At 65.4% G+C, this 13,008-nt stretch carries 10 protein-coding genes; 8 read left to right on the plus strand and 2 right to left on the minus strand.

Features of this window, described 5'->3' with window-relative positions:
- Positions 1 to 67 precede the first annotated feature (67 nt).
- Genes NH14_RS10215 through NH14_RS10225 form a run of 3 tightly spaced genes read left to right on the plus strand, consistent with a single transcriptional unit; the run spans position 68 to position 3,962 of the window.
- On the plus strand, positions 68 to 802 hold the full coding sequence (locus NH14_RS10215; RefSeq protein WP_035526813.1) for a gluconate 2-dehydrogenase subunit 3 family protein: 735 nt from the start codon (positions 68 to 70) through the stop codon (positions 800 to 802).
- Between the two features lie 6 nt (positions 803 to 808).
- Positions 809 to 2,584, plus strand: a complete 1,776-nt coding sequence (locus NH14_RS10220) for a GMC family oxidoreductase (protein ID WP_035526811.1) — start codon at positions 809 to 811, stop codon at positions 2,582 to 2,584.
- Positions 2,585 to 2,600: 16 nt separating this feature from the next.
- On the plus strand, positions 2,601 to 3,962 hold the full coding sequence (locus NH14_RS10225) for a c-type cytochrome (RefSeq protein ID WP_035527048.1): 1,362 nt from the start codon (positions 2,601 to 2,603) through the stop codon (positions 3,960 to 3,962).
- A 95-nt stretch (positions 3,963 to 4,057) separates the two neighbouring features.
- Here the strand turns inward: NH14_RS10225 and recN are convergent, their stop codons facing one another.
- A complete protein-coding gene (gene recN / locus NH14_RS10230; protein WP_035526809.1) occupies positions 4,058 to 5,737 on the minus strand; it encodes a DNA repair protein RecN in 1,680 nt (559 codons plus the stop codon).
- Between the two features lie 7 nt (positions 5,738 to 5,744).
- A complete protein-coding gene (locus NH14_RS10235; protein ID WP_035526806.1) occupies positions 5,745 to 6,656 on the minus strand; it encodes an NAD kinase in 912 nt (303 codons plus the stop codon).
- A gap of 221 nt (positions 6,657 to 6,877) precedes the next feature.
- Here NH14_RS10235 and hrcA point away from each other — a divergent pair, with 221 nt between their 5' ends.
- The 5 genes from hrcA to dnaK all read left to right on the plus strand — a co-directional run bounded on the left by hrcA (position 6,878) and on the right by dnaK (position 12,937).
- The gene (gene hrcA / locus NH14_RS10240; protein WP_035526803.1) at positions 6,878 to 7,897 is read left to right on the plus strand and encodes a heat-inducible transcriptional repressor HrcA; all 1,020 of its coding nucleotides are present in this window, start codon (positions 6,878 to 6,880) and stop codon (positions 7,895 to 7,897) included.
- A gap of 230 nt (positions 7,898 to 8,127) precedes the next feature.
- Positions 8,128 to 9,195 (plus strand): ferrochelatase, encoded by a 1,068-nt coding sequence (gene hemH, locus NH14_RS10245; RefSeq protein ID WP_035526801.1) that lies wholly within the window; start codon positions 8,128 to 8,130, stop codon positions 9,193 to 9,195.
- Positions 9,196 to 9,232: 37 nt separating this feature from the next.
- Positions 9,233 to 9,640: an RNA-binding S4 domain-containing protein gene (locus NH14_RS10250; protein ID WP_035526799.1), complete on the plus strand. Its 408-nt coding sequence runs from the start codon at positions 9,233 to 9,235 to the stop codon at positions 9,638 to 9,640.
- Between the two features lie 519 nt (positions 9,641 to 10,159).
- A complete protein-coding gene (grpE, locus tag NH14_RS10255; protein ID WP_035526797.1) occupies positions 10,160 to 10,732 on the plus strand; it encodes a nucleotide exchange factor GrpE in 573 nt (190 codons plus the stop codon).
- A 261-nt stretch (positions 10,733 to 10,993) separates the two neighbouring features.
- Positions 10,994 to 12,937 carry a molecular chaperone DnaK gene (dnaK, locus tag NH14_RS10260; protein WP_035526796.1) on the plus strand — a complete coding sequence of 648 codons (1,944 nt, stop codon included), beginning with the start codon at positions 10,994 to 10,996 and terminating at the stop codon, positions 12,935 to 12,937.
- Positions 12,938 to 13,008 lie beyond the last annotated feature (71 nt).

The raw sequence follows: 13,008 nt of genomic DNA on the forward strand, positions 1-13,008 counted from the left end.
CGTCTGGCCTGCGCATCGCGGTGCTGACGCCGATTTCCGCGCGTCTCAGGCCAAACCGGAACACGTCATGTCAAACAATCACGAACCGCGTCGCCGTTTCCTGCGGCAGATGCTGGCCGCTGTGCCCGCTGCTTCGGTCACCGCCGGCGGCGCGCTGTCGCTCACGGCGTGCGGCGACGCTGCCGCGCCGTCCGCCGCGACGGCCGACGGCGCTCGCCACGCATCGCATCCCGAATACTTCACCGCCGACGAATGGCGCTTTCTCCAGGCCGCCGTCGATCGCCTGATTCCCGAAGACGCGTCGGGTCCCGGTGCGCTCAAGGCGGGCGTGCCCGAGTACATCGACAGCCAGATGGATACGCCCTATGGGCACGGCAAGATCTGGTACATGCATGGTCCGTTTCATCCGGACCAGCCGCCGGAGTTCGGCTTCCAGTTGAATCTCGCGCCACGCGAAATTTATCGCCATGGCATCAAGGCCTGCGACGAGCACTGTCGCCGGCACTATGGCGGCAAGCCATTCGCGCAACTCGCGGCGGCCGATCAGGACGCCGTGCTGGGCCAGATGGAGCATGGAAAGATCGAATTCGAAGCGGTTCCATCAGCCACCTTCTTTGCATTCTTGCTAAGCAATACGAAGGAAGGCTTCTTTGCCGATCCGATCTATGGCGGCAACAAGGGCATGGCGGGCTGGAAGACGATCGGCTTTCCGGGCGCGCGCGCGGATTACGCGGACTGGATCGATCAGCCCGGGGCGAAGTACCCGTACGGGCCGGTGTCGATCGACGGAAGACGGGGGTGAAGCGAAATGAGCATCAAGAAGAAACCAGTTGATTGCGTGATCGTGGGTTTCGGCTGGACTGGCGCGATTCTCGCCCAGGAACTGACCGATGCGGGCCTCAATGTCGTCGCGCTGGAGCGCGGCGACATGCGCGATACGCCCACCGACGCTGCATATCCCAAGGTCATCGACGAACTCAAGTACGCCGTGCGCGGCAAGCTGTTCCAGGATCTCTCGAAGGAAACGGTGACGATACGGCACAGCGTGAACGATCTCGCCGTGCCGTATCGCCAGCACGGCTCGTTCTACCTCGGCAATGGCGTGGGCGGCGCGGGCTTTCACTGGAACGGCATGCACTACCGCGCGCTGCCGGAAGAATTGCAGCTGCGCACGCGTTATGAGGAGCGCTACGGCAAGCGCTTCATGCCCGAAGGCATGCAGGTGCAGGACTTCGGTGTGACCTACGACGAACTCGAACCGCACTTCGATTACGCGGAGAAGGTGTTCGGCACGTCCGGCCGGGCCGGCAACCTGAACGGGACGATCCAGCCGGGCGGCAATCCACTCGAAGGACGCCGCGCGAGCGAATATCCCACGCCCCCGCTCAAGAACGGCTATGGCGCGACGCTGTTCGAACAGGCCGCGCGCGAAGCGGGGTTTCATCCCTATCCGGCGCCCGCCGCCAATTGCTCGCAACCGTATACGAATCCGTACGGCGTGCGTCTCGGACCGTGCAATTTCTGCGGTTTTTGCGAGGATTTCGGCTGCTATATGTATGCGAAGGCCTCGCCGCAGACCACCATCCTGCCGGTGCTGCTGAAGAAGCCTAACTTCGAACTGCGAACCAATGCATATGTGACGAAGGTGCTGCTCGACGCGGACAAGACGCGGGCAACCGGCGTGACCTACATCGACGCCCAGGGCCGCGAGGTCGAGCAGGGCGCTGACCTCGTAATCCTCTCGGCATTCCAGATGCACAACGTGCGTCTTCTGTTGCTGTCCGGCATCGGCAAGCCATACGACCCGAAGACCGGCGAGGGCGTCGTGGGCCGCAATTACGCGTACCAGATGAACGGCGCGGTGAACGTGCTGCTGCCCAAGGGCACGCAGCTCAATCCGTTCATCGGCACGGGCGCGGGCGGCGTCGCCCTCGACGACCTGAACGGCGATCAATTCGATCATGGCCCGCTGGGCTTCGTAGGCGGGGCGAGCATCCGCCACGTGCGCTATGGCGGGCGTCCGATCCAGCAGACGCCGACCGTGCCCGGCACGCCCGCCTGGGGCGCGAAATGGAAGGAAGGCGTGGCCGATGCCTATCAGCGTTTTCTGACGATCGGCATTTCGGGCTCGGTCATGCCGTACCGCGATGCTTACCTCGATCTCGATCCGACTTATCGCGACGCGCACGGCCTGCCGCTCCTGCGCATGACGTTCGACTGGCACGACAACGAGTACGCCATGCTCGGCTACATGGGCAGCCGCATGGAGGAAGTGGCGCGGGCGATGAAACCCGAGACGTATTTCAAGGCGGTGCGAGTGAAGGGGCAGCACTACGACACACGCGTTTATCAATCGACGCATACGACGGGCGGGGCGGTGATGGGCGCATCGCCGCAAACGAGCGTGGTCAACAAGTATTTGCAGAGCTGGGACGTGCCCAATGTGTTCGTCACGGGCGCATCGGCGTTTCCGCAGAACATGGGTTACAACCCGACGGGCCTCGTGGCGGCGCTCGCCTGGCACACCGCGAAGGCGATCCGCGAGCAATACCTGAAGCATCCCGCGCCGCTGGTGCAGGCTTGAGGAGGAGGCCATGACGATGAAGAAAATGACGATCGCCGTGGTTTCGTCCACGCTGCTGGCCGCCGCCGCATGGGCCGCGCATGGGCTTGCCCAGGAGCCGCCGGCCGCAGGGGCGGCGAATGTACCGCAGCCTCTCGCGCTGTCGACGGGTGCTCAGGCGCAACTGATCGAGCAAGGCCGTTACCTCGCAACGGCCGCCGACTGCATCGCCTGCCATACGGCCAAAGGCGGCAAGCCGTATGCGGGCGGAGTGGGCATCGCCTCGCCGATCGGCACGATCTACTCGCCCAATATCACGCCCGACAAGGCGACGGGCATCGGCGGCTATAGCTTCGAAGCGTTCGACCGCGCCGTGCGTCGCGGCATCGCGAAGGACGGCTCGACGCTGTATCCCGCGATGCCTTTCGTCTCCTACGCGAAGATGCCGCCTTCGGACGTGAAGGCGCTGTACGCGTATTTGATGCAAGACGTCGCGCCAGTCGAGCAGCAGAACAAGGCTACGGACATCCCCTGGCCGCTTTCGATGCGCTGGCCGCTGCGCTTCTGGCGCATGGCGTTCGCGCCTGACGTCGTGAGCGACGTCGCACCCGGCGCAGCCGATGGAGTGGTCGCGCGCGGCCGCTATCTGGTGGAAGGACCCGCGCATTGCGGCACATGCCACACGCCGCGCGGTCTCGGGCTACAGGAAAAGGCGCTGACCGACGATTCCCGGCTGTTCCTGTCCGGTGGCGTGGTTGACGGCTATCTGGCGAAGAACCTGCGCGGCGACCGCAAGGACGGTCTTGGCGAATGGACGCCGGAGCAGATCGTCGCGTTCCTCAGGAGCGGGCGCAACGCTCATGCGGCGGCCTTCGGCGGTATGGCGGAAGTCGTCGGGCGCAGCACACAGAACATGAGCGACGCGGATCTCGCGGCGATTGCGGCCTATCTCAAGACGCTTTCGCCTGCTCATGCGGATGGGTCGGCGCTGGCGGCGGACCCCGCCGCCACGCAGAAGCTGCGCGCGGGCACGGACCGCAGCAACGGCGCGCTGACCTTCGTGGACAACTGCGCGGCTTGCCACCGTACGAGCGGAAGCGGCTACGAGAGCACGTTCCCGACGCTCGCATTGGGTTCCGTGGTCAACAGCGACGATCCAACCTCGCTGATCCACATCGTGCTCGAGGGCGGCCGGATGCCGTGGACGAAGGCTGCGCCGGCACAGTTCGGCATGCCTGGCTTCGCCGAGCGTCTCACCGACCGCGATATCGCCGACGTGCTGACCTTCGTTCGTTCGAGCTGGGGCAATCGCGCGCCGGCGGTGAGCGCCAGCGAGGTCGCGAAGGTGCGCAAGGCGGTGCGCGCGGCGCCGCAGCCGACGCGGCCGGAAAACGGTTAGGGCTGGGGGCTCACTGGCGTGGCGATTGCCGCCACGCCTGCACTGCAGGAAGCGCGCGCTGTGCGTCGGCGCATTTGCGCTGGCCTTCGGGCGGCTCAAGCCGCCAGCATCTCCTTCGCATGCCGGCGCGTGGTGGCCGTGATCTCCAGCCCGCCGAGCATGCGCGCGACTTCCTCCACGCGGCCCGGCCTGTCGAGCGGCGTGACGACCGAGACCGTGCCGCCATTGCCGTCGCCGGACTTCGAGACCTGGAAGTGGTGATCGCCGCGCGCGGCGACCTGGGGCAGGTGCGTGACGCACAGCACCTGGCGCTGGCGGCCGAGCTGATGCAGCAAGCGCCCGACCACCTCGGCGACGCCGCCGCCGATGCCGGTGTCCACCTCGTCGAAGATCAGCGTGGGCGTGGGGCTCGCGGCGCTCGCGATCACGGCGAGCGCAAGGCTGATGCGCGCGAGTTCGCCGCCCGAGGCGATTTTCGCGAGCGGGCGCAGCGGCACGCCCGCGTGGCCGGCCACGCGAAATTCGATTTGCTCCAGACCGTGCGCGCCGCCGATCGGCTCGCCGCTCGCGCTGTTGCCGAGCGGAACCAGCGCGACTTCGAAGCTGCCGCCCGCCATCGACAATTCCTGCATGCCCTGCGTGACTGCCGCGCCAAGCGCCTTGGCGGCCTTCGCGCGCGCCTTCGAAAGCTGGCGGGCCTCGGCGAGATACGCTTCGTGCGCCTTGTCGGCGGCGGCGCGCAGCACGTCGAGATCGGAGGCGGCGTCGAGCGCCGCAAGCTGGGCGCGGCGCGCCGCGTGTTCCTCGGGCAGCGATTCGGCTTGCAGGCGGAACTTGCGCGCCGCCGAGTGCAGTGCGTCGAGCCGGTGCTCGACCTGCGCGAGCCGTTGCGGATCGAGATCGAGCCGTTGGGCGTAATGGGAGAGCGAGTAGGCCGCTTCCTGCAACTGGATAGCGGCGGGTTCGAGCGCGGCGAGCGCGTCGCCGAGCGCGGGATCGACCTCGGCGAGATCGCGCAGCTTCGAGAGGATCGAGTTCAGATGCGAGATCATCGCGTCGTCGGATTCGGAGAGCGCTGCGAGCGCGCCTTGCACGCCTTCGATCAGATTCGCCGAATTCGCAAGCCTTACGTGCTCGGCGTTCACTTCTTCCCACTCGCCGGGCTGCGGCGCGACTTTGTCGAGCTCGGCGAGCTGCCAGGCAAGGCGCTCGCGCTCGAGCTGGAGTTCGCGGTCGCGCGACATCGCGGTTTGCACGGCGAGGCGGGCGTCGCGGGCGACGCGCCACGCGCGCGTGACGGCGGCAGCCATGTCGACCAGGCCCGCGTGCGTGTCGAACAGTTCGCGCTGCGCGTCGGGGCGCATGAGCAGCTGATGCGCGTGCTGGCCGTGAATGTCGACGAGGCGCTCGCCCACCTCGCGCAACTGCGCGAGCGTGGCCGGCGTGCCGTTGATGAACGCGCGCGAGCGCCCGCCGCTGTCGACCACGCGGCGCAGCATTACCGTGTTTTCGCCATCGGGCGTGGCGAGCGCCTGCTCGTCGAGCCACTGCGCCACATGCGGCGGGGCGTCGAATTCGGCGGTGATGTCGGCGCGGCTTTCGCCCGTGCGCACCACGCCGGCGTCGGCGCGCGCGCCGAGCGTGAGCGCGAGGGCGTCGATCAGGATCGACTTGCCCGCGCCGGTCTCGCCGGAGAAGACGGAAAAGCCGTTGTCGAATTCGAGGTCGAGCGCGGCGACGATCACGAAGTCGCGGATCGAAAGATGGCGGAGCATGGCGGCCTCAGTCTTCCGGGTCGTCTTGTAGCGAGGGATGTTCGTTCCAGTGCAGCTTCTGGCGCAGGGTCCGGAAATAGCTGTAGCCGACCGGATGCAGGAAAGGCACGGTATGGCGCGAGCGGCGCACCTCGATCACGTCGTTGAGTTCGAGGGCCGTGAACGACTGCATGTCGAAGTTCACATTGACGTCGCGCCCCGCGATGATCTGGATACTGACCTTGCAGTCGTCGGGCAGCACGATCGGGCGGTTCGAGAGCGCATGCGGCGCAATCGGCACGAGCACGATGCCCTGCAACTGCGGATGCAGCAGCGGCCCCTGCGAGGAGAGCGAATAGGCTGTCGAGCCCGTGGGCGTGGCGACGATCAGCCCGTCCGAGCGCTGGTTGTACATGAAGCGGCCGTCCACGTGCACGCGTAGCTCCGCCATGCCGGAAACGCCGCTGCGGTTCACCACCACGTCGTTGAACGCGAGCGCATGGTAGATCGGGTCGCCGCCGCGCGTGATGCGCGACTCGAGCAGCGAGCGCTCCTCGCGCTCGAAGCTGCCCGCGAGCAGTTGCGGCACGACTTCCTGCATGTCGGCAAACGGGATGTCGGTGATGAAGCCCAGACGCCCGTGGTTGATGCCGATGAGCGGCGTGCGGTAGGGCGCGAGCTGGCGGCCGGTGCCGAGCATCGTGCCGTCGCCGCCGAGCACCACGGCCACATCCGCGCGCGCGCCGATTTCGGCGATCTGCAGCGCCGGATAGCCGGTGGCGCCGATCTCCTGGGCCGTGTGCGCTTCGAACACCACGTCGAAGCCGCGCTGCGAAATCGTATGGGCGAGCGCCATCAGCGGCTCGCCGATGCCTTGCGTATTGCTGCGCCCGACGAGCGCAACCGTTTTGAACTGGCTCTGGATCTTCTGGATCTGCATGCCGGCATTACACCATAGTCGGGTCTCGAAAAGAACCTGGCAGCCCTTGCCCACGGGGCGCGGGCAAGGGCTGCGCCCCCTTTTTGCAGGCCGGCGTGACACGGCGATGACGGTGCGCCCAAAACAGTGCAGGGGCTACCGTGTTTGCTGGGCGCCCGGGCCACCGGCGCGAACGCGGGCGGGCTCGCCGCCAACCCGGCATTAGGCTAGAATTTTCAGTCATGCTAGACCCTCGCGCACAAACCCTCCTCAAAACGCTGATCGAGCGCTACATCGCCGAAGGTCAGCCGGTCGGCTCGCGCACGCTGTCGCGCTTTTCCGGCCTGGAGCTGAGCCCGGCAACGATCCGCAACGTGATGTCGGACCTCGAGGAGCTGGGGCTTGTGTCGAGCCCCCACACCTCGGCGGGGCGCGTGCCCACGCCGCGCGGCTACCGCCTGTTCGTCGACACCCTGCTCACCGTCGAGCCCTCGGCCGACGACGACGCGCTCACGCGCGCGGTCAAGACCACGCTGCGCCCCGGCGAGCCGCAGAAGGTGGTGGCGGCGGCGGCCAGCGTGCTCTCGAATCTCTCGCAGTTCGCGGGCGTGGTGCTCACGCCGCGGCGCACGCACGTTTTCAAGCAGGTCGAGTTCATGCGCCTGTCCGACAAGCGCATCCTGCTCATCATCGTGACGCCCGAAGGCGACGTGCAGAACCGCATCATGGCGACGCAGCGCGACTTCGCGCCTTCCGAACTCATAGAAGCCTCCAATTACATCAACGCGCACTTTGCGGGCCTGTCGTTCGACGAGGTGCGGCAGCGCCTGCGTGAAGAGATCGACGCGCTGCGCGGCGACATGACCACGCTCATGCACGCCGCCGTGACCGCGAGCACCGACGAAACCGACACCGGCGAGACTGTGCTCATTTCCGGCGAGCGCAACCTGCTCGAAGTGGCCGATCTGTCGTCGGACATGGCGCGCCTGCGCAAGCTGTTCGACGTGTTCGACCAGAAAACGAGCCTCCTGCAACTGCTCGACGTGTCGAGCCACGCCCAGGGCGTGCAGATCTTCATTGGCGGCGAGTCGAACCTCGTGCCGATCGAGGAAATGAGCGTGGTGACCGCGCCTTACGAAGTGAACGGCAAGATCGTTGGCACGCTCGGCGTGATCGGCCCGACGCGCATGGCTTACAACCGCGTGATTCCGATCGTGGACATCACCGCGCGCCTGCTCTCGCTCACGCTCAGCCAGAACTGACCGCGCTTGCCGCACGGTTTGCCCGCGTTTCACTGTGTGTCCATCTTCTCCCGTGGTGGCGCGGCCCGCCACTGGCCGAATGGCTAACGTTGGTGGTTTGGCGCGCGCCGCCGCTGTGCATACAGCGCCTCGTGAGCAGGCTTTGGAGCCCGGCGCATCCAGCACGCCCGCTATAATGCGCACTTGTACAACCCTTGCCGCGCGTTCAAGCGCGGCGCACCTGATCGCCTATGCGTTTCGACCTGGAGCGGCCCCTGCAGTCCGCCGTCGCGCATCGTGTCGCGGTGCTGCTCATCAATCTGGGCACGCCCGATGCGCCCACGCCGCGCGCGGTGCGCCGCTATCTGGCGCAATTCCTCTCCGATCCGCGCGTGGTCGAGATTCCCGCGCCCATCTGGCAAGTCATCCTGCGCGGGCTGATTCTGCCGTTTCGCAGCCGTTCGTCGGCGAAGAAATACGCAGCGGTCTGGACGCCCGAAGGCTCCCCGCTGCGCGTGCACACGCAGAAGCAGGCCGACGGCTTGCGCCATCTGCTGCATCTGAACGACTACGCCGTACTCGTGGAGCATGCGATGCGCTACGGCACGCCCGACATCGCGGCGATGCTCAGCCAGCTCAAGCTCGCGGGGGCCGAGCGCATTTTGCTGGTGCCGATGTATCCGCAATACTCGGCGTCGACCACGGCCACGGCGTTCGACGCCGCGTTTGCCAAGCTGCGGCGCATGCGCAATCAGCCGGAAATCCGCACGGTGCGCGCGTATCACGACCATCCGGCCTATATTGCGGCGCTCGCGACCCAGGTGCGGGAGTACTGGCAGGCCCACGGCCGCCCCGACTTCGCGGCAGGCGACCGCCTCGTGCTGAGTTTTCACGGCGTGCCGAGCCGCACGCTCGATCTCGGCGACCCGTACCACGATCAATGCCAGCAGACGGCCTCGCTCCTCATGCACGCGCTTGAACTCACGCCGGTCGAATGCCGCGTCACGTTCCAGTCGCGCTTCGGGCGGGCCCAGTGGTTGCAGCCCTATACCGCGCCGACGCTCAGGGAACTCGGGCAGGGCGGCGTGCGTCGCGCCGACGTGTTCTGTCCTGGCTTCACGGCGGACTGCCTCGAGACCATCGAGGAAATCGGCATGGAGGTCCGCGACGAGTTCCTGCATGGCGGCGGCAAAGAGTTCCATCGGATTCCGTGCCTGAACGCGTCGCCGGCGTGGATCGCGGCGCTGGGCGAAATCGTCGCGCAAAACCTGCAGGGCTGGCCGGTGCGGGCGCCGGTTCCAGTCGGCGCGACGGCCTGAGCGCGGGACTTTGGCGGCGCTCAATCAGGAAGCATCTATGAACTACAAGATTTCGACCGAACCCGGCGCACGTCTGCGCATCGACAAATGGCTATGGGCCGCGCGCTTTTTCAAGACACGTTCGCAGGCGTCGGACGCCATCGGCAAGGGCCGCGTGCGGATCGGCGGCGATGTCGTGAAGGCTTCCCGGGACGTGCGCGTGGGCGACTTCGTGAAAATCGAGATCGATCACGCGGTATGGGAGGTGCAGGTGCTCGGCATCTGCGAGGTGCGCGGCCCGGCGAGCATCGCCCAGACGCTCTATGCGGAAACAGAAGCCGGCCGTGCAAAGCGCACGGCCGAACAGGAGCGCAGGCGGCTCTTCCGCGAGCCCGCCGCCGTGTTCCATGGCAGGCCCACCAAGCGCGACCGTCGCACTATCGACAAACTTTCGCGTGAGGATTGAAGAGCTCTTCCATCGTGGCGTGAACGCCCCCGTATTCCGTCGTATTTTCATTCACGACGCCGGACATGCAGATGGTGGTGGTCCCGGCGATGAGTACCAGAGCGACCACCGAGATGGCAAAGGTCAGTTTCACGGTACTCCCCCAAGGGAAGAAAAGCTGCAAAACGGCCAATACGCGGGCCAGAGACGCAACGGCAGGGGCCCGTCGGTGCGGTGCCGGACTCAGGGTAAACGCCCCGTGAGCAGCACCTGTTCCTGAGTGTAGGTCAGGGTTGCCCCGTACTCAATTTCATTGTTGCGGCACTGCAGTAATGGTTGTAACAAGCAATTCTCGCGGTTTGATCGGTGCATAAAAAAACCGCGCGAAGCCCTTGAAATAAATGATCCGGCACCCACGTGCTGTCGCGATGGACAAGGCGGCCGTCGCGCCGGCGCAACGCTTGCCGGCGTAGCAAACGAGCCGGCCAGGACGGCCCGCGCATTGTTCCCCCCTTTTACTATTCAACGACGTTCAGCGACATGGAAAACACGCAAGAGAACCCGACGAGCCAGAACCCCACGCCCGCGGACGAGGCGTCGCAAGCCGCTGCTCAGCCGCAACAACCCGCGGCTGAAGGCGCCGCGCAGATGCCCGAAGGCGACGCGCAAGCTGCGCTGGCCGAGGCCCAAGCGAAGGTCGCCGAGCTGCAGGATGCATTCATTCGAGCCAAGGCCGAGACGGAAAACGTCCGCCGCCGCGGGCAGGAAGACGTTGCCAAGGCGCACAAGTTCGCCATCGAGAGCTTTGCCGAGCACTTGCTGCCGGTCGTGGACAGCCTCGAAGCGGCGCTGGCGCACGGCTCGGACGACCTCGCGAAGGTCAACGAAGGCGTCGAGCTGACGCTCAAGCAGCTGATCGGCGCGCTCGAGAAGGGCAAGGTCATGCAGATCAACCCGGTGGGCGAGAAGTTCGATCCGCATCGCCATCAGGCCATCTCGATGGTGCCCTCGGAGCAAGAGGCGAACACGGTCGTCGCGGTGCTGCAAAAGGGTTATGTGATTGCCGAGCGCGTGCTGCGCCCGGCGCTGGTCACGGTTTCGCAGCCGAAGTAACGCGTCTCGGCCAACCGTTTCGCAGCTGTCTTGTAAGGCGTTGGAAAGATTGGGCGGCACCGTTTCGAGCGAAGCGCCGCCGATCGAAAAAATTTAACGAATGTATAGCCCAAAGCTCTTGAAAACGTCCTTGCGGCACCTATTTGGGCAACAGTGAATTGAAACAAACCGAATTGAGCTGAGGCGAACGCCCCCGCACCACGCGAGAAGCGGCGGAGAAGCGGCGAACGCACAGCGATCAAAATCTGGAGATTGGACAAAATGGGCAAAATCATCGGCATCGACCTCGGCACCACCAATTCGTGTGTGGCGCTGATGGAAGGCAATCAGGTCAAGGTGATCGAGAACTCGGAAGGCGCTCGCACGACGCCGTCGATCATCGCTTACATGGACGACAACGAAGTGCTGGTCGGCGCGCCGGCCAAGCGTCAGTCGGTCACGAACCCGAAGAACACGCTGTACGCGGTCAAGCGCCTGATCGGCCGCCGCTTCGACGAGAAGGAAGTGCAGAAGGACATCAACCTGATGCCCTACAAGATCGTCAAGCACGACAATGGCGACGCATGGGTCCAGGCGCACGGCAATAATCTCGCGCCGTCGCAGGTGTCGGCCGAAGTGCTGCGCAAGATGAAGAAGACCGCTGAAGACTACCTCGGCGAGCCGGTCACCGAAGCCGTGATCACGGTTCCCGCGTACTTCAACGACAGCCAGCGCCAGGCCACCAAGGACGCCGGCCGCATCGCCGGTCTGGAAGTCAAGCGCATCATCAACGAGCCGACCGCAGCCGCGCTCGCGTTTGGTCTGGACAAGGCCGAAAAGGGCGACCGCAAGATCGCCGTGTTCGACTTGGGCGGCGGCACGTTCGACATCTCGATCATCGAAATCGCAGACGTTGACGGCGAAATGCAGTTCGAAGTGCTCTCGACCAACGGCGACACGTTCCTTGGCGGCGAAGATTTCGACCAGCGCATCATCGATTACATCATCGGCGAGTTCAAGAAGGAGCAGGGCGTCGACCTCTCGAAGGACGTGCTCGCGCTGCAACGCCTGAAGGAAGCCGCTGAAAAGGCCAAGATCGAGCTGTCGTCGGGCCAGCAGACCGAAATCAACCTGCCGTACATCACGGCGGATGCCTCGGGTCCGAAGCACCTGAACCTCAAGATCACGCGCGCCAAGCTCGAAGCGCTGGTCGAAGACCTGATCGAGCGCACCATCGAGCCGTGCCGCGTGGCGATCAAGGACGCGGGCGTGAAGGTCAGCGATATCGACGACGTGATTCTCGTCGGCGGCCAGACGCGTATGCCGAAGGTGCAGGAGAAGGTCAAGGAGTTCTTCGGCAAGGATCCGCGCCGTGACGTGAACCCGGACGAAGCCGTGGCAGTTGGCGCCGCGATTCAGGGCCAGGTTCTGTCGGGCGACCGCAAGGACGTGCTGCTGCTCGACGTCACCCCGCTCTCGCTCGGTATCGAGACGCTCGGCGGCGTGATGACGAAGATGATCAACAAGAACACCACGATCCCGACGAAGCACGCGCAGGTGTATTCGACGGCCGACGACAACCAGGGCGCCGTGACGATCAAGGTGTTCCAGGGCGAACGCGAAATGGCAGCGGGCAACAAGCTGCTGGGCGAGTTCAACCTCGAAGGCATTCCGCCCGCACCGCGCGGCGTGCCGCAGATCGAAGTGAGCTTCGACATCGACGCGAACGGCATTTTGCACGTCGGCGCGAAGGACAAGGCGACTGGCAAGGAAAACCGCATCACCATCAAGGCGAACTCGGGTCTTTCGGAAGCTGAAATCGAGAAGATGGTGAAGGACGCCGAGGCGAACGCGGAAGAAGATCACCGTCTGCGTGAGCTGGCCGACGCGCGCAACCAGGGCGATGCGCTGGTTCACAGCACGAAGAAGGCCGTGGCCGAGTACGGCGACAAGATCGACGCCAGCGAGAAGGAGAAGATCGAAGCCGCACTGAAGGAACTCGAAGACACGCTGAAGAACACGTCGGCCGACAAGGCGACGATCGAAGCGAAGGTCGAGGCGCTGTCGGCAGCGTCGCAGAAGCTCGGCGAGAAGATGTACGCCGACATGCAGGCGGCGCAAGGCGCGGCGGGTGCGGCAGCAGGTGCCGCGGGCGCTGAAGCCAACCCGCAGCACGCCGCCGAGGACGTGGTCGACGCCGAGTTCAAGGAAGTCAAGAAGGACTAAGTCTGCTCGTTCAGGGCCAGGACATCCGGCGCGAAGTGCGCCGGATGTCGCGAGAATCGGGCCCGGGTCGA

This window comes from Paraburkholderia sacchari, assembly GCF_000785435.2.
Classification (GTDB): domain Bacteria; phylum Pseudomonadota; class Gammaproteobacteria; order Burkholderiales; family Burkholderiaceae; genus Paraburkholderia; species Paraburkholderia sacchari.